Below are 22162 nucleotides of genomic sequence, written 5' to 3' on the forward strand. Positions count from 1 at the left end.
GCGTGCTCGATGCTCCTCCGGCCCACCTCCGAGGGGTCGCCGGCCATCATCTCGCCCGCTCGGCGCTCGGCAGCGGCATTGCGGCTTCCACGCCGTCAGCACGTGCTCGACGGGCCCGGAGGGGACGACGTGACGCTGCGGTCATTGCTGTTCGGGGTACCTCGACGGGCAGGCGAAGGCGTGGCGCGCCGCGGAGTTCATCCGCGACGCGTCACGACCGCCCCGTCCGGGCACCAGGCCCGCAGGAACTGCCCCGTCGCCTCCAGCTGCCGCAGGCCCTGCGCGGCGGAGTCCTCGTGGATCCGCATGTCCACCGCGACCCCGGAGTGTGCCGCCCGGGTCGCGAAGGACAGCGTGTCGTCGAGCAGCACCTCCGTGCCGGCCGCGTGCAGTTGCAGCGGCGGCAGGCCGTGGAGATTGCCGTGCAGCGGACTGAGCAGCGGATGGTCGCGCGGGGTCGTCCCCGCGTACCTGGCCGCCCGGACCGGCAGCGCTTCCGCGTCCACGGTGCGGTCGGCGGCTGCGTTGAGCAGCAGGCTGGGCGAGTCCAGCGTGAAGTCCAGCACCGGTGAGGAGAGCACCGCGCAGGTCGGCAGCGTCGCGCCCGCGTCGCGGAGCCGCAGCAGCAGGCCGGCGGCGAGGGCCCCGCCGAGCCGCTTGCCCGCCACCGCCGCCGGCCCATGGGCATGGCAGTGCTCCCAGGCTGACTGGACGTCCTCCAGCGCCTGCGGGAACCGGCGCCGGTAGCGGGCGCAGACGACCGCGTACCCGGTGAGCCGGGCCAGTTCCCGGGCGGTTGGCAGTGCGTCCTGCGGGGTGCCCGCGAGCCGCGGATCGCCATGCAGATACAGCACCGTCTGGGCCACGGCCCCGCCCTCGGGGCGGACCTCCGGCCCGAACGGCCCCTCGTCGACGCGTACTTCACTTACCACGGGACATCACCTTCTCCGCTGCTTCCCAGTGCTCCTCGGACACCCACAGCCGGGCGAATGCCTCGGCAGCCTCGCGTACAGGACGGGTCCGGGTGGTGAGGTTCTTGATCTCGCGGGCCTGCGGTGTGGCGAGGGAGCGGGCCACCTCCCGCCAGCGGTCGGCGAACTGCGTGCGGGGCAGGACCAGATCGACCAGTCCCAGCCGCTCCGCCTCGGACGCCTCCAGCACCCGTCCCGTGCCCGCCAGCAGCATGGCCTGCCCCGGCCCCACCAGCCGCGCCAGCCGCTCTGCCCCGCCCCAGGCGGGGACGATGGCGAGCTTCGTCTGGGTGAAGCCGATCCGGACGTCGTCGGCGGCGATGCGGATGTCGGCCGCCACGGCCACCTCGGCGCCGCCCCCCAGCGCGTGCCCGTTGAGCGCGGCCACCACCGGTCCCGGGAAACCGGCGATCCGGTCGCACAGTGCTCGCATCCGCAGCGCCATGTCCGAGGCCTCGCCCTCGGTGCGCAGCCGCGCCAGTTCCTTCAGGTCACCGCCGGAGACGAACGCCCTCTCGCCGGCCCCGGTCACCGCCAGCGCCGTCGCGCCCTCGGCCGCGTCCAGGGCCTTCTCCAGCTCGCCCATGGTGTGCGGGTCGATGGCGTTGCGGGCGTGCGGACGATCGATGGTGACGACCGCCAGGCCGTCTTCCAGCTCCAGCTCAACCATGTGCGGCCTCCCGGTCGTCGGGCGGATGCGGATGCTGCTGTGTCAGTCCTCGTACACCACGGTCACGTCGGGGGTCGTCGGCTCGGCCTGGCAGGTGAGCACATAACCCTCGGTGACCTCGTCGGCGTCCAGGGCGTTGTTCACCCGCATCTTGGCCTCGCCGTCGGTCAGCCGGGCCATGCAGGTGGCGCAGTCTCCGGACTCGCAGGAGAACGGCGGCGTGAAGCCGGCCCGGCGGGCGCTCTGCAGCACCGTCTCGCCGGGTCGTTGGGGCACGGTACGCCGCTCACCGCGCAGGTCGACGGTGACGGTCCCGGCGACAGGCTCCTGCGGCCCGGCGGGCGCGTCCACGGGTGCCGTCGGGGCGAACCGCTCGATCAGGATCCGCTCGGGAGGGATCCGGTGGGCGGTCAGGGCGCTCTCGACCAGGGCCATGAACGGCTCCGGCCCGCAGACGTAGAAGTCCGCCCCCTCGTCGGCCAGGGCCTGTATCTCCGCGGGGGCGACCAGCCCGTCCCGGTCGTCGAAATGTTGGCGCAGGTCAAGTCTGCCGGGATGGCACGCCGCGAGGGCGTCCAGCGCCTGGCGGAAGATGGCCGCCCCGACGCTCTGATGTGCGGTCAGCAGTCCGACATCACGGCGTGTCGTCGCCAGCGCGCTCTTGACCAGCGAGAACACCGGAGTGATGCCGCTGCCGCCGGCGTACGCGACGAGAGGCCGGTCGGCGGCGTCCCCGCGCAGGCAGAACGAACCGCCGGGCAGGGTGGCCTCCAGCGTGTCGCCGGGCCTCAGCCGCTCGTGCATCCAGCCGGAGACCAGTCCGCCCGGCACGCGTTTGACCGTGACACACACCTCCCCGTCCGTGTCGGGCGAGGACGACATCGAGTAGCTCCGCAGCGTCCCGCACACCTTGAAGGTCAGGAACTGCCCGGCTTGGTAGGGAAAGCGCGCGTCGAGGGCGAAGGTGCGGGTGTCCGGTGTCTCGTCGACGACCCGGGTGATCCGCACCGGATGGAAGCCATGGTCCCGTGCCATGTATGGAACTTACCTTCTCGCTGTGGGAGAGTGCAATTCTCCAAACGAGGGAGGAGTATCTGTCATGACGACGATTCCCCCCGGCGCCCTGCGGTCAATCCCGCCCGGACTCACGGCGCGCTACGAGTCCGAGGGCTGGTGGACCAGGGAGACCCTGGGCGACCTCCTGGCGGTTGGGTTGGGCAAGTCCGGGGACGTGGAGTTCCGCGTGCACTCCGAGGTGCGGCCCTGGAAGGGCACGTTCGCCGACGTGGAGCGTACGGCGCGGCGGCTGGCCGCAGGTCTGCGGGCGCGTGGCGTGGGCCCGGGCGACGTGGTGGTCATGCAGCTGCCCAATTGGATGGAGGCGGCGGCCGTGTTCTGGGCCTCGGCCTTCCTCGGTGCCGTCGTCGTCCCGGTGGTCCACTTCTACGGACCCAAGGAGGTCCGCTACATCGTCGAGGCCACCCGCCCGAAGGCCTTCTTCGCCGCCGAGCGCTTCGGGCGGACGGAGTTCCGTCCAGACCTGTGTGCCGAGGTGCCGGTCGTGGGCGTCGTCGGGCGGGACTTCGGCGAGCTGCTCGCCGACGAGCCGCTGGCCGGTGTCCTGCCGGTCGACCCGGACACCCCCGCCCTCATCGCTTTCACCTCCGGCACCACCCGGGACCCCAAGGGCGTCATCCACAGCCATCGCACCCTCGGCTTCGAGACCCGCCAGCTGGCCGCGAGCTATCCCCCTGACCGGGGACGGCAGTTCACGGTGGCGCCGGTCGGCCACTTCATCGGCATGATCAACGCGTTCCTCATCCCGGTCCTCGACTGCACCCCGGTCAACCTCGGCGACTCCTGGGACCCGGCCCGGGCGCTCGCGCTCATGCGCACCGAGGGACTCACCGTCGGCGGCGGGGCGACGTACTACATGACCAGCCTGCTTGACCACCCCGACTGCGCCGAGGAGCACGTCGCGCGGCTGAAGTACGCCGGGCTGGGGGGCGCCTCCATCGCCTCCGCCGTGACGAACCGGCTGGAGTCCCTCGGCGTCACCGTCTTCCGGGCCTACGGCTCCACCGAGCACCCTTCGGTGACCTGCACCCCGTACGACGGCCCCGGCGCCAAACGCCTGCACACCGACGGCCTCCCGTTGCCCGGTGCGGAGGTCCGGCTCGCCGAGGACGGTGAGATCCTCACTCGCGGCCCCGACCTCTGCCTCGGCTACACCGACCCGGAGCTCACCGCCGCCGCCTTCGACGCCGACGGCTGGTACCGCACCGGCGACATAGGCGTGCTCGACGCCGACGGCTGGCTGACCGTCACCGACCGCAAGGCCGACGTCATCATCCGGGGCGGGGAGAACATCAGCGCCCTGGAGGTCGAGGAGGTCCTGCTGGGGCTGGACGGCGTGGCGGAGGCGGCCGTGGTGGCCGTGCCGGACCCGCGTCTGGGGGAGCGGGCCGCCGCCGTCCTGCGCATGCTGCCCGGCTGGTCGGCGCCGAGTCTCGCCGAGGTGCGCCTGCACTTCGGCCGGGAGGGCCTGGCTCGGCAGAAGTGGCCCGAGGTGGTCCACAAGGTCGAGGACTTCCCGCGCACCCCGAGCGGCAAGGTGAAGAAGTTCGTCCTTCGCAAGCACATTGCCACTCCCTCGATGCGAGAATACGATTCTCGCAAACGGTGAAGGAGAATCTCATGCCCTCTCGTGAACTCGCGTATCCGCTGTTCGACGCGGACAACCACCTCTACGAGACGCAGGAAGCGCTCACCAAGTACCTCCCTGAGGAGTACCAGGGCGCCATCCAGTACGTGAACGTCGGCGGCCGCACCAAGATCGCGATACGCGGGCAGATCAGCGAGTACATCCCGAACCCCACCTTCGAAGTCGTCGCCCGCCCCGGCGCGATGGAGGAGTACTTCCGGGTCGGCAACCCCAACGGCAAGACCCGCCGGGAGATCTTCGGCGAGCCCATGCGGTCCATCCCGGCCTTCCGTGAACCGGCGCCGCGTCTTCAGTTGATGGACGAGCTCGGCATCCAGCGCAGCCTGATGTTCCCGACGCTGGCGAGCCTCATCGAGGAACGGATGAAGGACGACCCGGAGCTGATCCACGTCGTCATCCACTCCCTCAACCAGTGGCTGCACGACACCTGGGGCTTCACCTACAAGGACCGCATCTTCACCGTCCCCGTCATCACGCTGCCGATCGTCGAGAAGGCGATCGAGGAGCTGAACTGGGTCGTGGAGCGGGGCGCCCGCGCCATCCTCATCCGCCCCGCACCGGTCCCCGGCTTCGGCGGCACCCGGTCCTTCGCGCTGCCCGAGTTCGACCCGTTCTGGAAGCGGGTGGTGGAGACCGGCGTGCTGGTCGCCCTCCACTCCTCCGACAGCGGTTACTCGAACTACGCCAACGACTGGGAGGGCCAGCGACGCGAGTTTCTGCCCTTCAAGCCCAACGCCTTCCGGCAGGTCAACGAGTGGCGGCCGATCGAGGACGCCGTCTCCTCGCTGATCTGCCACGGCGCGCTGTCCCGTTTCCCCGAGCTGAAGGTCGCCGTCATCGAGAACGGCGCCTCGTGGGTGGAACCGCTGCTCAGCCGACTCGCCGACGTCCACAAGAAGATGCCCCACGAGTTCCGGGAGAACCCGGTGGACGTCTTCACACGACACATCCACATCAGCCCGTTCTGGGAGGAGGACATGGCCGAGCTCGGAAACCTCATCGGCATCGAGCGCGTCCTGTTCGGCTCCGACTACCCCCACCCCGAGGGCCTCGCCGACCCCGTCACCTACGTCGACCACCTCCCGAAGCTCTCCGAGGAGGACAAGGCCAAGGTCATGGGCGGCAATCTGGCCCGGCTGATCGACGCATGACCACCGCCCGCACCATCCCCGAACTGGTGCTGAGCACGGCCGACCGGTTCGGCGACGCCGAGGCGGTCGTGGACGGCGAACTGCGCCTGACCTTCACCGACCTGGCCGACCGGGTCCGGCGCACCGCCGGGGCGTTCGCCTCGGCGGGCGTCGGCCCGGGCGACCGGGTGGCCCTGTGGGCACCCAACTCGGCCGAGTGGATCGTCGCCGCGTTCGGCCTGCTCACGGCCGGCGGGGTGCTGGTGCCGGTGAACACCCGCTTCCTCGACGAGGAGGCCCACGACATCGTCATACGCAGCCGCGCCAAGGCGCTGCTCGTCCAAAACGGTTTCCTGGACCGGGAGTTCACCGGCCCGCCCGGCGTTCCCGTCATCGACCTGAAGACCTCCGGCTTCCTCGCCTCAGGCGATCCGCTGGACCCCGAGGCCGACGAGGACGACCTGGCGGACATCGTCTTCACCTCCGGTACCACCGGGCGCCCCAAGGGCGTGATGACCACGCACGGCCAGACCCTGCGCCTGTACGCCGAGTGGTGCGACCTCGCCCAGCTCCGGCAGGGCGACCGGTACCTGATCGTCAACCCCTTCTTCCACATCTTCGGCTACAAGGCGGGCCTGGTCGCGTCGATGATCCGGGGCGCGACCGTCCTCCCGGTGGCCGTCTTCGACGTGGACCGGGTGCTGGACCTCGTGGAGAAGGAGCGGGTGACCGTCCTGCCGGGACCGCCGACCCTGTACCACTCCCTGCTGGAGGCCGGCGTGGGCCGCGACCTGTCCTCCCTGCGGGGCGCGGTGACCGGTGCCGCCGACATCCCGGTCGAACTGGTCCGGCGCATCACCACCGAGCTGCCGTTCACGCATGTGATGACCGGCTACGGCCTCACCGAGGCCGGCACCGTCACCGCTTCCCGCCCGGGCGACCCCTACGAGGCCGTCGCCACCACCGTGGGCACACCGTGCGAGGGCTTCGAGGTGCGCGTCGCCGAGGACCAGGAGGTGCTCGTCCGCGGCTACTCCGTCATGCGCGGCTACCTCGACGACCCCGAGGCCACCGCCGAGGCCGTCGACGCCGACGGCTGGCTGCACACCGGCGACCTCGGCGAACTGGACTCCGAGGGCCGCCTGCGGATCGTCGGCCGCAAGAAGGACATGTTCGTCGTCGGAGGCTTCAACGCCTACCCCGCCGAGATCGAGGGCTTCCTGCTGAGACACCCGGCCGTCGCCCAGGCCGCCGTCATCGGCGTGCCCGACGAGCGGCTGGGGCAGGTCGGCAAGGCCTTCGTGGTCTCGCGCACCGAGTTCGCCGGTATCACAGAGGCCGAGCTGATCGCCTGGGCGCGCGAGCGGATGGCCGGCTTCAAGGTGCCCCGCCACGTCGAGTTCCGCACCCGGCTACCGTTGAACGCCACCGGAAAGGTGATGAAGGACCAGCTGTCATGACCCAGGACTTCCGCACTGCCTCCGGCATTCCACTCAACCCGGTGTACGGCCCCGCGGACCGCCGCGCCGAACCCCCCGACCCGGGCACGTTCCCCTTCACGCGCGGCAACTACCCCACCGGCTACCGGGGCCGCACCTGGACCCTGCGCCAGTACTCCGGTTTCGGCACCGCCGAGGAGTCCAACCGCCGCTACCGCTACCTCCTCGACCAGGGCGGCACGGGCCTGTCGGTGGCGCTCGACCTGCCCACCCAGTGCGGCTACGACTCCGACGACCCGGAGTACGCCGACGAGGTCGGCCGGGTCGGGGTCGCGCTGGACACCCTCGCCGACGCCGAGATCCTCTTCGACACCCTTCCGCTGGACCGGATCAGCACCAGCTTCACCATCAACGGCACGGCGGCGATCCTGCTCGCCTTCTACGTCGCCGCGGCCGAGAAGCGCGGCATCCCCCGGGCGAAGCTCACCGGCACCATCCAGAACGACATCCTCAAGGAGTACGCCTCGCGCGGTACCTGGATCTGGCCCCCGGAACCCTCGCTGAGGCTCATAGCGGACACGATCGAGTTCTGCGCCGCGCAGGTGCCCCGCTTCAACGCGATCTCCGTCGCGGGGGCGCACTTCCGCGACGCGGGCGCCAACGCCGTACAGGAGATGGCGTTCACCCTCGCCGACGGGGTCACGTACTGCGAGACTGTCCTGGAACGCGGTCGGATGACCATCGACCAGTTCGCCCCGCAGGTCTCCTTCTTCTTCTACACGCACGGCGACTTCTTCGAGGAGGTCGCCAAGTACCGTGCGGGGCGCAGGCGCTGGGCGACCATCGTGCGCGAGCGGTTCGGCGCGACCACCGACAAGGCGTGCATGTTCCGCTTCGGCGTCGTGGCCGGCGGCGCCTCCCTCTACGCCCCGCAGGCCCGCAACAACACCGTGCGCGTCGCCTACGAAGCGCTCGCCTCCGTGCTCGGCGGCGTGCAGTCGATGTTCACCGCCGCCTGGGACGAGCCGTTCGCCCTGCCGAGCGAGGAGTCCACGACGCTCGCCCTGCGCACCCAGCAAGTGCTCGCCCACGAGACGGGCGTGACGAAGGTCGCCGACCCGCTGGGCGGTTCGTACTTCGTGGAGGCCCTGACCGACGCCACCGAGGAGCGGATCGTCGAGATCATGGCCGACCTGGAAGCGCACGGCGGCATGGTGCGCTGCATCGAGGACGGCTACCTCCAGGGACTCATCGCTGACGAGGCGTGGCGGCTGCACCAGGAGACCGCCTCCGGTGAGCGGCCCGTCGTCGGCGTCAACCGGTTCACCGTGGACGAGCCCTCGCCCGACCTCGCCACCTACGAACTCGACGCCGAGGGCCGCGAACGCCAGCTCAAGCGGCTCGCACGGGTCAAGTCCGAGCGCAGCGCCGCCGAGGTGCGCGCCTGCCTCGACGACCTGCGGCGCGCCGCAGATCAGGACACGAACCTGATGGATCCGCTCGTTGCCTGCGCCGGCGCCTATTGCACGGTCGGTGAGATGGCTGACGCCCTGCGCGCGGTGTGGGGCGAGTTCCGGCAGCCGGTGGTGTTCTGATGACCACACCTGTGCGCGTCCTCGTCGCCAAGCCCGGGCTCGACGGACATGACCGTGGCGCGAAGCTGGTCGCCCGGGGGCTGCGGGACGCCGGCTTCGAGGTGGTGTTCACCGGCATCCGGCACCGTGTGGACGACATCGCCGCCACCGCCGTGCAGGAGGACGTCGCCCTGGTCGGCCTGTCCATCCTCTCCGGCGCCCATCTCACCCTCACCCGCCGCACCGTCCAGGCGCTGCGCGCCGCCGGCGGCGACGACATCCCCGTCGTGGTCGGCGGCACCATCCCGGCCTCGGACGTGGCGCGGCTGCGGGAGGCCGGGGCCGCCGGGGTGTACCCCACGGGCACCCCGCTCGACGCGATCGTCGCGGACATCCGCGCCCTGACAGCCCCGGAGGACTGACATGCGAGTCGGAGTGATGAGCGGCCCCGAACGGGGCGACGCCGCCCACAAAGCCGCCCGCATGGTCGACGACGCCCGGTGGGCCGAGGAGGCCGGGTTCGACACCGTGTGGGTGCCACAGGTGCCGACCGACTTCGACGCCCTGACCGCCGTCGCCCTCATGGGCCAGGCCACCTCGAGCATCGAGCTCGGCACCGCGGTCGTCCCCGTCCAAGCCCAGCATCCGGTTGCCCTCGCCCGGCAGGCCGTGTCCGTGCAGGCGGCGGCGGGCGGACGGCTGACGCTCGGCGTCGGCGCCTCCCACCACTGGATCGTCCGCGACATGCTGGGCCTGCCGTACGAGAAGCCCGCGGCGTACACCCGCGCCTACCTGGAGGTGCTCAACCCGGCGCTGTCCGGGGGCGGTTCGGTGGACATCGAGAACGACGTCTTCCGCGTCCACAACCCGCTCACCATCGCCCCGCTCACCTCCCTGCCGGTCCTGATGGCCGCGCTGGGCCCGGTGATGCTGCGCATCGCAGGGGAGTACACCGACGGCACGGTCCTGTGGATGGCGGACGAGCGGTCGGTCGCCGAGCACGTCGCCCCGACGATCACCAAGGCTGCCGAGACCGCGGGCCGTCCGGCACCCCGCATCGTCGCCGGCCTCCCGGTGTGCCTGTGCGCACCGCACGAGGTCGACGCCGCGCGCGAGCGTGCCAACCGCATCCTCGGCGAGGCCGAGGTGTCCCCCAACTACCAGCGCCTGCTGGAGTACGGCGATGCCCGCGATGTCGGCGACCTGTGCGCGGCGGGTGACGAGGCGGCCATCGCGGCCCGCTTCAGGCGGTTCGCCGACGCGGGCGTGACGGATCTGTCGGTGCGGCTGCTGCCCCTGGGGAACGGGCGGGACGAACTGGTCGCCTCGAAACTGCGCACCCGTGACGCGGTGGCCGCGATAGCGGCGGACCTGCGGTGAACGGCCCGCTGGCCGGCCTGCGCGTGCTGGAGGTCGGCCACATCCTGGCCGGCCCGTACGCCACCATGCTGCTCGCCGACCTCGGCGCCACTGTCACCAAGGTCGAACCGCCCGGCGGCGACCTCTCCCGGCAGGTCTCCGACGCCTACTTCGCCAGCCTCAACCGGGGCAAGCGCTCGGTCCGCCTGGACCTGTCCGCTCCGGCCGGCCAGGACCGCCTGCACGAGCTGGTGCCCGACGCCGACGCCCTGCTGGTCAACCTTAAACCGTCCGCCGTCGAGCGCTTCGGCCTGACCTACGAGGCCCTGAAGCCCTACAACGAGCGCCTGGTGTGCGTGGCCCTCACCGGCTGGGGCATGGACGCGGGCGACATGCCCGCCTTCGACTACGTCGTCCAGGCGGCCACCGGCATCGCGGCCATGACGGGCGACCCGGACGGCCCGCCCGCGCTGCCCGGCTACTCCTCGGTCGACAACTCGGCCGGAATGGCAGCCGCGCTGGGCCTGCTGGCCCAGATCGTCTCCGGACGCGGCGGCCAGATCGAGGTGTCGCTGCGCGACGTGATGCTCTCGCAGCTGAACTACCACGCCGCGGCCTGGCTCAACGACGGCAAGGCTCCGCGCCGCCTGGGAGGCGCCCACGCCCACTACGTCCCCGCCCAGCTCTTCCCCACCGCCGAGGGACACCTGGCCCTCTTCATCACCCACGACGGCTTCTGGCGCTCCTTCGCCGCGGAGGCCGGCATCGAGGGCTACTTGACGATGGCCGAGCGCGCGGCCCGCCGCGACGAGGTGGTCGCCGCGGTGACCAAGGCGCTCGCCGCCGACTCGGCGGTGGACTGGGAACGTCGGCTGCGCCCGCTGGGCGTCCCCGCCGCAGCCGTACGCACGCTGCCCCAGGCACTTGTCGAGTTTCCCGACGCGGTCGTGCGGGCCGGCGAACACCGCCTGGTCGCAAGCCCGTTCCGGATCGCCGGGCACCAGCCGTCGTACGGCCCGCCGCCTCGCCTCGGGGAGCACGACGACACGGCTTAGAAGCCGCCCGGGCTCAGGGGGGCCGCTACGGCATCCCGCCGTCCACCCGCAGCGTCGCCCCACTGGTGTACGACGAGGCGTCCGACATCAGGTACAGAGCGGCGCCCACCACTTCGTCGGGGGCGCCGACACGTTGCAGCGCGTGCGGGCGCACCCCCTCGGCGAGCTGCTCGGGGTTCTCCTGCCAGCCCCGGGTGGCCCACGTGGCGAACGGACCGCACATCAGCGTGTTGACCCGCACCGTCGGCCCGAGCGCCTGTGCCAGACCCACGGTCACCGCGTTCAGCCCGGCCTTGGCGGCCGCGTACGGCACGATCGCCGGGCGCGGCCGGATCGAACCGGTGGAGCTGACGTTGACGATCGCACCGCCGCCGGCCTCGGCCATGCGCTTCCCGGCCAGCACGGACAGGCGGAAGGGACCCTTGAGGTTGAGGCCCAGCACCGAGTCGAACATCTTCTCCGTGACCTCGCCCAGATCCTCGTACACGGGGGACATGCCCGCGTTGTTGACCAGTACGTCGATCCTGCCGAACCGCTCGTGGACCGCGTCGACCAGACCGGGCAGTTCGTCCCAGCGGCCCACGTGTACGGCGTACGGCAGTGCCGCGCGCCCTGTCTCCTTCTGGATCTCCGCACTCACCGCGGCGCAGGCGTCGTATGTCCGGCTGGCGACGACGACGTCGGCTCCGCAGCGTGCCGCCGCGAACGCCATGGCCCGTCCGAGCCCCCGGCTGCCGCCGGTGACGAGGACCACCCGGCCGGTGAGATCGAACAACGCGTCTGCGTACCCCATCCCATTCCCGTCCTGTTGAAGTGCCCGAAGCCGCCTGTTCCCTGGCGCACTCCGCTGCGAGATTAGTATTCTCGCCATCGTAGAACATCATTCCCGCATTGTGATGATGGGCGTTCGCGGAAAGTTCAGGCGCTCGCCTGCCCGGGGAGCCCAGGAGAGCGGAGGCGGACATCGTGCGAGGTCTGAAGGACAAGGTTGTCCTGGTGGCGGGTGCGGCCACCGGGCTGGGTGCCGCCTCGGCGCGCAGGCTGGCGCGGGAAGGAGCCAGGGTCGTCGTCGGCGATCTGAACGCGGACGGGGCCGAGGAGACCGCCGACGCCATCCGCGCCGGGGGCGGCGAGGCGGTCGCGGTGGAGTTCGACATCTCCGACGACACCTCGGTCGGGCATCTGGTCGCGGCCACGCTGCGAACCTACGGCGGTCTGGACGCCGTGCACGTCAACGCCGGGGACATGGGCGCGGTCCAGAAGGACACCGACGTAGTCGACATGGACCTCGCGATCTGGGACCGCACCCTCGCCGTCAACCTGCGCGGTCACATGCTGGTCTCCCGGCACACCGTGCCCGCGCTCCTCGCCCGCGGCGGTGGGGCGATCGTCTACACCTCCTCCATCGCCTCGTTCACGGGTGATGCCAAGCGGCCGGCGTACGCCGCGACCAAGGCGGGCATCAACGCGCTCACCCGTCATGTGGCCTCGCGCTGGGGCAAGGACGGCATCCGGGCCAACGCGGTCGCGCCGGGACTCGTCCTGACCGCCGACATCGAACGGGGCGCGCCCCCGGAGATGCTGCGGAGCATGCTCGCCCGGACCCGGAGCACGCGTCACGGCCGGGCCGAGGACATCGCCGGCATGGTGTCCTACCTGCTCTCCGACGAAGGCGAATGGATCAACGGGCAGGTCGTGAACGTCGACGGCGGGACCGTCCTGCGCTGACGTGGCCGGAACGCGGCCCGGACCCCCACTTCGAGCACTTCGAGGACGGTGAACGCCGATGACAGCCGAGACCGAGCCTTCCGCGCCGGCTCGACCGGCTGCGTCCGGCGGCCGGACCGGGGAGCCGGGAGAAGCCGCCGGTGGCGAGGCCCTGGCTCTGCTGGACGCCGGGCTCGCGCTCATGGTGGCGGCCCGCGGGCGGCGCCCGCGCGTGGCCGACATCGTGGCCGCGGCCGGCCTGTCCAACGACGCCTTCTACCGTTTCTTCGCGAGCAAGGACGCCCTGGTCGAGGCCATCGTCGAGCGCGGTGCGCGCACCGTCGTCGGTTACGTGCGGTACCGGATGGCGCGAGCAGCCGAGGACGGACCGCAGGCCCGGTTGCGTGCTGGGATCGAGGCAGTGCTGCGGCAGGCCTCGGACGAGAATCTGGCCCTGCAGGCCCGGGCCGTCCTGTCCAACGCCACCGGCCACGCGCCCCGCGCCGCGCACGTCACCGTCGCCCTCGTGGACGCCCTCGCCGCGCTGTTCGCGCAGCCCGCGGCCGAGTTGGGAGCGGGCGATCCGATGCGTGCCGCCCGTACCGCGGCGGGCGGGGTGGTCGCGGCCCTGCAGTACTGGTTGTTCACCGAGGAGGCGCCCGGGCGCGCCGAGACCGAGCATCTGGTCGGCTTCCTCCTCGCAGGCGTGCGAGCCCCGACGCCCGTCGCCGGTAGGCGCGATGGCTGTACGTGAGAATGGCATTCTGCTAGCGTCAGAATCATATTCTGATGGAGGGTGGGTGCGTCATGTGGGACTTCAGTACCGGTGCCGCGTTCCAGGAGAAGCTGGACTGGGCCGCGGTGTTCGTCCGTGAGGAGGTCGAGCCGCTCGACGTGCTGTTTCCGGGCAACGCCGAGCCGTACGACCGGGGCAGCGAGGTCTTCCGCGAAGTCGTCCGGCCGCTTCAGCGGCGGGTGCGTGAGCAGGGGCTGTGGGCCGCGCACCTGCCGCCGTCGCTGGGCGGCATGGGTATGGGTCAGGTCAACCTCGGCCTGCTGAACGAGATCCTGGGCCGTTCGGGCTGGGCCCCGATGGTGTTCGGCACCCAGGCCCCGGACTCGGGCAACGCGGAGATCCTCGCCCACTACGCCACCGAGGAGCAGCGAAAGGAGTACCTGGAGCCGTTGCTCGACGGACGGATCGTCTCGACCTTCGCGATGACCGAGCCCACCGGCGGCGCCGACCCGGGCGGTTTCACCTGCCGCGCGGTCCGTGACGGCGACCATTGGGTGATCGACGGCGAAAAGTGGTTCGCCTCCAACTATCCCCACGCCGCCTTCGTCATCGCCATGGTGATCACTGACCCGGACGTGCCCGTCCACAAAGGCGCTTCCATGATCCTGGTCCCGGCCGGTACCCCGGGCATGGAGATGGTGCGCGGCACGGGCCTGGCCGGCGAGCCGCTCGGCCAGGGCGTCCACGCCTACCTGCGTTTCACCGGCTGCCGCGTACCGGCCGAGAACCTGCTCGGCGAGCCCGGCTCCGGCTTCCTGATCGCGCAGACCCGGCTCGGCGGTGGCCGGTTGCACCACGCTATGCGGTCGGTCGGCCAGTGCCGGCGCGCCCTGGAGATGATGACCGAGCGGATCGCCTCCCGCCGCACCCGGGGCGGCCCGCTCGCCGACCAGCAGGCCGTGCGCCACCAACTGGCCGACACCTGGATCCAGATCGAGCAGTTCCGCCTCCAGGTCCTGCACGCCGCCTGGCACATGGACCGGGCGAACGGCACGGGCGACCCGGCGGACGCGCGCCGCGCCCGTCTCCACGTCTCCGGCGTGAAGGTCGCCACGCCCAAGGTCCTCGTCGACGTCGCCTACCGCGCCCTGCACCTGCACGGCGCGCTCGGCGTCTCCAACGAGCTGCCGTTGGCCAGGATGTGGCAGGCCGGTCCCAGTCTCGGAGTCGCCGACGGCCCCACCGAGGCACACCAGGACGTCGTCGCCCGGCTGTTGCTGAAGGAAGCGGTCCCGGCGGACGACCCGCTGTTCGGCTCGGAACATCTGCCCACCCGGCTGGCCGCGGCCCGCGCGAAGTACGCGGACCGCCTGAACGAGACGACGGTGACCCGGTGACCTCGCAGAAGGAAAGCGCCGCCGACGACACCACGCCCGACCTCGACCGCCTCAACGCCTGGCCCGGCCTCGCCGACCTCCCCGGTGACGGCCCCGTCACCGCCCTCGACACCCTCACCGGCGGCGCTCAAAACCTCCTGTTCACCCTCCGCCGGGCCGACGGCAGCGAACTCGTCCTGCGCCGCCCCGGCCGCCACCTCCGGTCCGGCGCGTCCGACGCCTTCCGGCGCGAGAGCCGCGTCCTGACGGCTCTCGCCGGCACCGACGTACCCCATCCGCGCCTGTACGCGAGCGTGCAGGACGATGCGGTGCTGGGCGCACCCTTCTCCGTCCTGGAGAAGATCGACGGCTTCATGCCCCGGGGGCAGCTGCCCGGCCGGTACGCGACGGATGCCGGGTGGCGGCGCTCGGTCGCCTTTGCCCTCGTCGACGGCGCCGCGCGCCTCGCCGCCGTGGATCCGTCCGCGCACGGCCTGGCCGACCTCGGCAGGCCGGAGGGCTGGCTGGAGCGGCAGACCCCCAAGTACCTGAGGATGCTGCACGGCTACCGCGCGGAGCCCGCCTACCGCGAGACCGAGAACCCGCAGGTGGACCCCGTCGCCGACTGGCTCGCCGCGCACGGCCCGAAGCAGGGCGCGACCGGAATCGTCCACGGCGACCTCCAGTTCGCCAACGTCATGTTCGCCCACGACGCCCCGCGCCTCGCCGCCATCGTCGACTGGGAGATGGCCTCCCTCGGCGACCCCCTCCTCGACCTGGCCTGGATCCTCACCGCCTGGCGCGAGAAGGGCGACCCGCCCGGCAGCGACCCTCAGTTCCAGCCCTGGGACGGAATGCCCGGCCGTGCCGAACTCGTCGCTCACTACGCCGAGTCGACCGGCCGGGACGTCTCCGCCTTCCGGTGGTACCAGGTCCTGGCCTGCTTCCGCCTGGCCGCCCTCCTGGAGGGCAGCTATGCCCAGGCGCTCGCCGGGAAGATGAACCGCAAGCTGGGCGAGGGGCTGCACGGCTACGCGGGGTGGCTGTGGGCCAAGGCCCGCCAGGAAATGGAGGGTGACTGAGTCCTGAAGGTCTCAGGTGCCGTTCACCGGCTGGTGGTACGTCCGGCCGCCGACCGTCGTGGTGGGCGTGCTGGCGGCCTGTGCGGCCCCGCCTCGCCGTCCTGCACCCCGGTGGTGATGCCGACCGGGGCCACCCAGGGCGGCGAGGCCCTGGCGCTGCAACGCCGAGACTGCTTCGTGGGAGGCTATTTTGGTGGGAACCTCAACGCTCCGTCCAGGCGCACCACTTCACCGTTGAGGTACTCGTTCTCGCACAGGTGCTGGACCAGTGCGGCGTACTCCTCCGGGCGTCCCATGCGCCGCGGATGCGGCACCTGGGGGCCCCAGTGCGCCTCCAGGCGGTCGGCTGCCTTTCCGTACGCGGGAGTGAGGACGGTGCCCGGGGCGACGGAGACCACACGGATGCCAAGGGGCGACAGGTCCCGGGCGGCGACCAGCGTCATGGCACTCACCCCGCCTTTCGCGGCGGCGTACGGCAGTTGGCTGGTCTGGCCCTCGTACGCGGCGATGGACGACGTCGTGACGATCACGCCGCGCCCGCCGTCCTCGTCGTGGGGGGTGGTGCGTGCGAGTGCCGCCGCGGCCATGCGCATGACGTTGAAGACGCCGGTCAGATAGATGTCGACGGTGGCGCGGAAGCCGCCGAGATCCAGGGGTGAACCGTCCTTGCCGACGAGCCGGCCGCCGCTCGCCGGACCGCCGTGACAGTCGACGGCGATCCTGAACTCGCCCGCCTGTCCGGCCGCCGCCACCGCGTTCGCCACCGAGTCCTCGTCCGTGGCGTCGGTGCGGACGTACCGCACTCCGAGCTCCTCGGCCAGGGTCTTGCCCTTGTCGTCGGCGAGGTCGGCGATCACCACCCGGGCGCCCGCCGCGTGCAGTCGCCGCACCGTGGCCTCACCGAGGCCGCCCGCGCCTCCGACCACCAGGGCCGCCGAATCTTCGATCCGCACGTCATTCCCCTCCCTTGCGAGTATCGCTCTTAGTGTACGAGAATGCCGTTCTCATGAATATAGCCGTGATCCTGGAAATGGCCGCCTCCGCGGGGGACCGGCCGGCCGTCACGGAGGGCGGCCGCTCGCTCTCCGCGGCCGAGCTCCATCGCCTCGCACAGCACGCGGCCGACCGCTTCCGTGACCGCACCGCGGTCCTTTACCTGGGGCCGAACCACCTCGCCTATCCCGTCGCCCTGTTCGGCGCGGCGCTGGCCGGTATCCCCTTCGTCCCCCTCAACTACCGCCTCGGCGAAGAGCAGCTGGAAATCCTGGTCCTCCGGCACCCCGGAGCCGAGGTGCTGCACCCGGCCGATCTTGACGCGCTGCTGACCGCACCGCAGGGGGAGGCCGAGGGACGGCCCGTCCCCGAGGACCGCGACGCCACCGCCGTCGTCCTCTACACCAGCGGCACCACCGCGGCCCCCAAGGCGGCCCTGCTGCGCCACCGCCACCTGCTCGCCTACGTGTTCAACACCCAGGACTTCGGCTCGGCTGAGGTGACCGACGCGAGCCTGGTGGCCCTCCCGCCCTACCACGTGGCCGGCCTGATGAACCTGCTGACGAACCTGTACGCCGGCCGGCGCGTCGTCTACCAGTCGGCCTTCGGTCCCGCCGACTGGCTGGCCACGGTGCGCCGTGAGGGCGTCACCCACGCCATGGTCGTCCCCACCATGCTCGCCAGGATCACGGCGGAGCTGGGGGACGCGCAGGCCGGTGTGCCGACCCTGCGCAGTCTCGCCTACGGCGGAGCGCGCTGCCCTCGCCCGGTGGTGGAGCGGGCCCTGCGGCAGTTCCCGCAGACCGGCTTCGTCAACGCCTACGGGCTGACGGAGACCGCCTCGTCGGTCTGCGTGCTAGGGCCCGACGACCACTGGCGGGCGGTCGCCTCCGACGACCCGGCGGTGCGGGCCCGCCTCGGCTCCGTGGGCCGTCCGCTGCCGGGCGTCGAGGCAGAGATCCGGGACGAGGACGGAAAACCCCTCGGACTGGGCGAGACGGGACTCGTCTTCGTGCGCGGGGAGCAGATCTCCGGCGAGTACGCGGGGGCGAGCGGCAGCGACACGGACGGCTGGTTCGCCACCCGTGACCGGGGCCGGCTGGACGAGGACGGCTACCTCTTCATCGAGGGCCGCGCCGACGACACCATCATCCGGGGCGGGGAGAACATCGCCCCCGCCGAGATCGAGGACATACTGCTCCAGTACCCGGGCGTGCGCGAGGCCGCCGTGCTGGGGCTGCCCGACCCCGAGTGGGGCCAGCGCCTGGTCGCGGTGCTGGTCGGAGCTGGCGACCCGGACGAGATCCGTTTCTTCGCGAAAGAGCGCCTGCGCTCCTCCAAGACGCCGGACACGGTCGTCTTCCGCCCCGAACTGCCCCGCACGCCCACCGGGAAGCTGCTGCGCCGCACCCTGGTCGCCGAACTGGAAGAGGCCGCCGATGCCTGAAGCCGTGCTTGTCGCCGCCCTGCGCACCCCGATCGGCACCGCCTTCAAGGGGAGCCTGCGCGACACGTCCGCCTACGACCTGGCGGACCGTGTCGTCGCGGCGGTGGCCGAAGGTCTGGACCCGGACCTCGTGGACGACCTGATCCTCGCCGAGTCGCACTACGGCGGCGGGGTCGTCGCCCGCCACGCGGCCGTTACGGCGGGCCTGCCACAGGTGCCGGGGCTCGCCCTGAACCGGCACTGCGCGGCCGGACTCGCCGCGGTCTCGACCGCGGCGGCATCCGTCCGGGCAGGCATGGACCGGCTGGTGCTCGCCGGTGGCGTCAACTCCGCCTCCACCGCGCCCAAACTGTCCTACCTGGGCGGTGAACGCTGGGTGCCGCCCTCCCACCCCGACCGTCCCGATGCCCCCAACCTCGACATGTCGATCACGGTCGGCTGGAACACCGCCGTGAAGGGAGGCCTCACCCGCGAGGAGATGGACGCGTGGGCGCTGCGCTCGCACCGCAACGCCGTCCGGGCACTGGACGAAGGCCGCTTCAAAGACGAGACCGTGCCGGTCGACACCCCACACGGCACCTTCGAGACCGACGAGCACCCGCGGCGTGACACCAGCGCCGAGAAGCTCGCCGCGCTCAAGCCGCTCCACCCCGAGATCGAGGGCTTCTCGATCACGGCAGGCAACGCCTGCGGCGCCAACGACGCGGCGGCGGCCGTGGCGGTGGCCGACGAGCGCCTCGCGCGGGAGGACCTCGGACTGCCCGCCCTGGCCAGAGTGCGGTCCTGGGCTTCCGTGGCCAGGGACCCGGCCGAGACCGGCTTGACCCCCACGCACGCCATCCCCAAGGCGCTCGGGCGGGTGGGCATGACGCTGTCCGACGTGGATCTGTTCGAGATCAACGAGGCGTTCGCCTCGGTGCCACTCGCCGCGGTCCGCCGCCTCGGCCTCGACCCGGACACCGTCAACGTCAACGGCAGTGGCTGCTCACTGGGCCACCCCGTCGCCGCCACGGGCACCAGGATGGTCGTCACGCTCGTCCACGAGCTCCGTCGCCGGGGCGGGGGGGTGGGCGTCGCGTCGATGTGCGCGGGCGGGGGGATGGGTTCGGCGCTGGTCCTGGAGGTGCCGGGGCTGTGACGGTACCTGAGGAGGGCCGGGCGTCACACGATCAGTAGGCTGGATTCGACCGCAACCTGCGGTTCCCACGGCGACTGTCGTGATCTCCAGTGCAGGGGCTGCTCATGCAGGCAGGTGGTTCTTTCCCCTCTCATCGGCCCTCGACGGTTCCCGGCCCGACGTTGGAAGCTCTGCTGTCGGTGGTCGGAGCCGGGGTTCTTGAGCTGTATGCGGCTCCTCACGGCTTGGCCGTTCCCGTACAGGGCGTGACCGTGTGGGACGCGCTGGATCCGGGGGTGTTGCCGGGGCAGGTTCTGCTGGTGGTCGGGGTCGACCCCCGTCGAGCGCTGCCGCCGACGTGATCCGGGCGGCCGGCCACGCCAGGGCGGTGGCCGTGGTCTTCGGCCCGGACCTGCTCGGCCGGGCGAGGCCGGTGGTGCGTTCGGCGGCCGCGGATGCGGGTGTGGCGGTGTTCTTTCGCACGGTATGGGTCGCTGCTGCCGTCGCCGACGTCGATGAGGATTCTGGCTCCGGTCCTGACGCCGATGCCGGGCATGGACGTCAGGACCTTGGAAAGAGGGTGGGCCTCCAGCAGTTCCTCGATTCTCGTGGCGAGGAGTTTGCGCTGGTCGAGGACGGCTTGGAGCGAGCTGGCGAGGCTGGGGACGATCAGGGCGGCGGCGTCCGTGCCGGGGACGACGACGGTCTGCTCGTCGAGTGCGGTGAAGATGTCCTCGACCAGCCGCTCGGCCATCCGCGGAGCCTTCGGGCGTATCAAGCTGATCAGCCGGCGCCGTCCGGCCTTGCGGATCAGGGCTGGCGAGCCGAACTGGTCCAGCAGCGAGGACGGCCGGGTGCTGGATGCGCGGGCACAGGACACGTTCGAGGTGCGGGTGGATCTGGGTGAGCAGTCCGCGCAGCCGGTTGCTGATGCGGGTGGCTTCGCCGGCCAGGTCGTCGTCGAAGCCGACGATCATCTCCAGCTCGGCGACGGTCTCATCGTCCAGCTCGATGGAGCGGAGCGTGTGTGGCATCGACCGGGCGGCGTCGGCGATGACGAAGGCGTCACGGGCGTCGGTCTTGGCCTCGCCAGGGTAGAGGTCGGCGATCCGCCGCATCGTGAGACCGGGCAGATAGGCGACCTGGCAGCGCATGTCGCGGGCCACCGCGATGTGCAGGGCGCCGATGGAGGCCGGCTGGTCGACGACTACGAGCACGGTGCCGTGTTTGGCCTGCAGCTTCGCGAAGAGCTCGCGGAGTTTGGGCTCGTTGTTGGGCAGACGTTTGTCGAAGGCTTTCTTCCCGGTCGGGGTGACGGCGGTGGCGTGGTGTTCGCCCTTGCCGACGTCCAGGCCGAGGAAGACGCTGATGTCGCTGGTGTCGATCACGTGCAGTCTCCGGTCGTACTCGCCCGGCCGTCCAGCGGCACCGATCGCCACATCCACATTACGAAGAGCCTCCCTGCCTCCGGAGAAGCCGGTGGTCATGCCCCTAATCAGCGGTCTGTCGATGCCTCCGGGGCTGGTGACACCACCCCCCGGGCCATGCGTTCGACAGGGGGGACCAGTCATGCCAGCTCCAGAGGCCGGGAGCACCATTGCGGGGCCACGAAGAAGGTAATGGGGGTGACGATCGAGGACCTGCAGGCGTTCTCGCCTACTCGTCCACGGATGAGGACGTGGACGACATGCGTCGGCGGACCATCCTCGGTCGCCGGGTGCCGGACTCGGCGGTGACCGCGATGAAGGAGACCGGCTTCTTCCGGCTGCTGTGGGAGTCGGGGGATGTGGTTCGCCGGCCGGCCGAGGGGGATCTCCTCGAACGGTTGGCCATCGCGGTCACAGCCGGTGGCGAGGCATTGGGTTCCATCTGGGTGGCAGCCGCCGGGCGGCCGTTGCCAAAGACCGCGGCGGACGACTTGCGGGCCGCCGCGAGAGCGGCCGCACCGCGTCTTCTCCATCACCGCTCCCGCCGGGCCGGGCAGCTACAGGTGGTGCAGGAGACGGCGCGCGCCTTGCTGGAGGGCCTGGGCTCCGCCGAGGCGCTGGCAGCACGCACCTCGCTGCCGGTCGAGGGCCGGTGCGCGGTGCTGGCGGTGCACGCCGGACGCGGTGGTCGGGACGAAGAACCGCGTTCCCGACCTGGTGGCCGTGCAGTGTGCCGCGCACGGGCATGAGGCGGTCGTGGTGGCGGTCACCGGTGGTGTGCTGGTCCTGGTGGGCGGATTGGCACCGGACGCCGAGTCCGCCGCGGCACAGGTGGCGCGGTTGGGTGAGGCCCTTGCCGGGAAGCTGTCAGCGATCCTCGCCGCGCGGGTGTGCGTCGGTGTCGGGGAGGTGGGAGCGCACCTGCAGCAGGCGGCCGAGTCCCGGCGGACGGCCGACCTGGCGCTGCGGGCACTGCTGTCCCGCGACGGACTTGGCACCGTCGCGCGGGTGGGCGAGGTCGCCGAGACGGTGACGATGCTGCGCATCGTCGACACGCTGCGCGAGATGCCGCTGCCGCCGGAACTGCCGGTGACACGTTCGGCCGCGTACGACGCCGAGCACGGCGGAGCCTTGATCGACACACTGCGCGCCTACGATCGCTGAGGTCGTCGGCGCGCACTGTTGCGGCGGGTCACGTTCGTGCCCTGGCACGACGACGCACCGGTCGCGCGCGGCCCATGGTCAGCGGGCGCGTGTCACCGCAGAGAAGTGTGGTCGCCGGGACGAAGACGCCGTTTCGACAGTGCGGGAGTCTGGGGCTTGTGCGTCCGGTGCGCCCGGGCGATCACTTCGA

General features: G+C 71.5%; 20 protein-coding genes and 1 pseudogene. 15 read left to right on the forward strand and 6 right to left on the reverse strand.

Features of this window, described 5'->3' with window-relative positions; genetic code table 11:
- Window positions 1-197: 197 nt before the first annotated feature.
- The 3 genes from PV419_RS33115 to PV419_RS33125 are packed head-to-tail and all read right to left on the reverse strand — an operon-like array spanning window position 198 to window position 2676.
- Complete coding sequence (locus PV419_RS33115; RefSeq protein WP_319695249.1) at window positions 198-932, reverse strand: alpha/beta hydrolase fold domain-containing protein; 735 nt, start codon at window positions 930-932, stop codon at window positions 198-200.
- Entirely contained in the window at window positions 922-1641 is a 720-nt protein-coding gene (locus tag PV419_RS33120) for an enoyl-CoA hydratase/isomerase family protein (RefSeq protein ID WP_319695251.1), read from the reverse strand. The genes PV419_RS33115 and PV419_RS33120 overlap by 11 nt, the downstream gene beginning before the upstream one ends.
- A gap of 42 nt (window positions 1642-1683) precedes the next feature.
- On the reverse strand, window positions 1684-2676 hold the full coding sequence (locus PV419_RS33125; RefSeq protein WP_319695253.1) for a ferredoxin--NADP reductase: 993 nt from the start codon (window positions 2674-2676) through the stop codon (window positions 1684-1686).
- A gap of 64 nt (window positions 2677-2740) precedes the next feature.
- On the opposite strand from PV419_RS33125, the gene PV419_RS33130 reads away from it, so the two are divergent.
- The 7 genes from PV419_RS33130 to PV419_RS33160 are packed head-to-tail and all read left to right on the forward strand — an operon-like array spanning window position 2741 to window position 10923.
- On the forward strand, window positions 2741-4327 hold the full coding sequence (locus tag PV419_RS33130) for an AMP-binding protein (RefSeq protein ID WP_319695254.1): 1587 nt from the start codon (window positions 2741-2743) through the stop codon (window positions 4325-4327).
- An 11-nt stretch (window positions 4328-4338) separates the two neighbouring features.
- Window positions 4339-5517, forward strand: a complete 1179-nt coding sequence (locus PV419_RS33135; RefSeq protein ID WP_319695256.1) for an amidohydrolase family protein — start codon at window positions 4339-4341, stop codon at window positions 5515-5517.
- The gene (locus PV419_RS33140; protein WP_319695258.1) at window positions 5514-6956 is read left to right on the forward strand and encodes a FadD3 family acyl-CoA ligase; all 1443 of its coding nucleotides are present in this window, start codon (window positions 5514-5516) and stop codon (window positions 6954-6956) included. Before PV419_RS33135 ends, PV419_RS33140 begins: the two co-directional genes overlap by 4 nt.
- Entirely contained in the window at window positions 6953-8530 is a 1578-nt protein-coding gene (locus PV419_RS33145; protein ID WP_319695259.1) for a methylmalonyl-CoA mutase family protein, read from the forward strand. Before PV419_RS33140 ends, PV419_RS33145 begins: the two co-directional genes overlap by 4 nt.
- Window positions 8530-8931 (forward strand): cobalamin B12-binding domain-containing protein, encoded by a 402-nt coding sequence (locus PV419_RS33150; RefSeq protein ID WP_319695260.1) that lies wholly within the window; start codon window positions 8530-8532, stop codon window positions 8929-8931. The genes PV419_RS33145 and PV419_RS33150 overlap by 1 nt, the downstream gene beginning before the upstream one ends.
- Before the next feature lies 1 nt (window position 8932).
- Complete coding sequence (locus PV419_RS33155; protein WP_319695262.1) at window positions 8933-9889, forward strand: TIGR03564 family F420-dependent LLM class oxidoreductase; 957 nt, start codon at window positions 8933-8935, stop codon at window positions 9887-9889.
- Window positions 9886-10923 (forward strand): CoA transferase, encoded by a 1038-nt coding sequence (locus tag PV419_RS33160; protein WP_319695263.1) that lies wholly within the window; start codon window positions 9886-9888, stop codon window positions 10921-10923. The genes PV419_RS33155 and PV419_RS33160 overlap by 4 nt, the downstream gene beginning before the upstream one ends.
- A gap of 25 nt (window positions 10924-10948) precedes the next feature.
- Here the strand turns inward: PV419_RS33160 and PV419_RS33165 are convergent, their stop codons facing one another.
- Entirely contained in the window at window positions 10949-11716 is a 768-nt protein-coding gene (locus tag PV419_RS33165; RefSeq protein ID WP_319695265.1) for a glucose 1-dehydrogenase, read from the reverse strand.
- Between the two features lie 173 nt (window positions 11717-11889).
- On the opposite strand from PV419_RS33165, the gene PV419_RS33170 reads away from it, so the two are divergent.
- From PV419_RS33170 to PV419_RS33185, 4 genes are read left to right on the forward strand one after another with little or no spacing between them, the layout of a single operon-like run.
- Window positions 11890-12651 carry an SDR family NAD(P)-dependent oxidoreductase gene (locus tag PV419_RS33170; RefSeq protein ID WP_319695267.1) on the forward strand — a complete coding sequence of 254 codons (762 nt, stop codon included), beginning with the start codon at window positions 11890-11892 and terminating at the stop codon, window positions 12649-12651.
- A gap of 58 nt (window positions 12652-12709) precedes the next feature.
- On the forward strand, window positions 12710-13384 hold the full coding sequence (locus PV419_RS33175; protein WP_319695269.1) for a TetR/AcrR family transcriptional regulator: 675 nt from the start codon (window positions 12710-12712) through the stop codon (window positions 13382-13384).
- A gap of 53 nt (window positions 13385-13437) precedes the next feature.
- The gene (locus PV419_RS33180; protein ID WP_319695270.1) at window positions 13438-14763 is read left to right on the forward strand and encodes an acyl-CoA dehydrogenase family protein; all 1326 of its coding nucleotides are present in this window, start codon (window positions 13438-13440) and stop codon (window positions 14761-14763) included.
- Entirely contained in the window at window positions 14760-15824 is a 1065-nt protein-coding gene (locus tag PV419_RS33185; protein ID WP_319695272.1) for a phosphotransferase family protein, read from the forward strand. The genes PV419_RS33180 and PV419_RS33185 overlap by 4 nt, the downstream gene beginning before the upstream one ends.
- A 185-nt stretch (window positions 15825-16009) precedes the next feature.
- On the opposite strand, the gene PV419_RS33190 is transcribed toward PV419_RS33185, so the two are convergent.
- A complete protein-coding gene (locus PV419_RS33190) occupies window positions 16010-16777 on the reverse strand; it encodes an SDR family oxidoreductase (protein WP_319695274.1) in 768 nt (255 codons plus the stop codon).
- A gap of 53 nt (window positions 16778-16830) precedes the next feature.
- On the opposite strand from PV419_RS33190, the gene PV419_RS33195 reads away from it, so the two are divergent.
- Both PV419_RS33195 and PV419_RS33200 read left to right on the forward strand, forming a co-directional pair.
- On the forward strand, window positions 16831-18264 hold the full coding sequence (locus PV419_RS33195; RefSeq protein WP_319695276.1) for a class I adenylate-forming enzyme family protein: 1434 nt from the start codon (window positions 16831-16833) through the stop codon (window positions 18262-18264).
- On the forward strand, window positions 18257-19402 hold the full coding sequence (locus tag PV419_RS33200; protein WP_319695278.1) for a thiolase family protein: 1146 nt from the start codon (window positions 18257-18259) through the stop codon (window positions 19400-19402). The genes PV419_RS33195 and PV419_RS33200 overlap by 8 nt, the downstream gene beginning before the upstream one ends.
- Before the next feature lie 472 nt (window positions 19403-19874).
- On the opposite strand, the pseudogene PV419_RS33205 reads toward PV419_RS33200, so the two are convergent.
- Window positions 19875-20769: pseudogene (locus PV419_RS33205) on the reverse strand (IS110 family transposase); the annotation flags it as partial.
- A 290-nt stretch (window positions 20770-21059) separates the two neighbouring features.
- Here PV419_RS33205 and PV419_RS33210 point away from each other — a divergent pair.
- Together PV419_RS33210 and PV419_RS33215 are read left to right on the forward strand one after the other, a co-directional pair.
- Window positions 21060-21557, forward strand: coding sequence for a hypothetical protein (locus PV419_RS33210; RefSeq protein WP_319695280.1), 498 nt, complete (start codon window positions 21060-21062; stop codon window positions 21555-21557).
- Window positions 21493-21972: a hypothetical protein gene (locus PV419_RS33215; protein ID WP_319695281.1), complete on the forward strand. Its 480-nt coding sequence runs from the start codon at window positions 21493-21495 to the stop codon at window positions 21970-21972. The genes PV419_RS33210 and PV419_RS33215 overlap by 65 nt, the downstream gene beginning before the upstream one ends.
- Window positions 21973-22162 lie beyond the last annotated feature (190 nt).

This window comes from Streptomyces sp. ME19-01-6 (genome assembly GCF_033793745.1).
Taxonomy (GTDB): domain Bacteria; phylum Actinomycetota; class Actinomycetes; order Streptomycetales; family Streptomycetaceae; genus Streptomyces.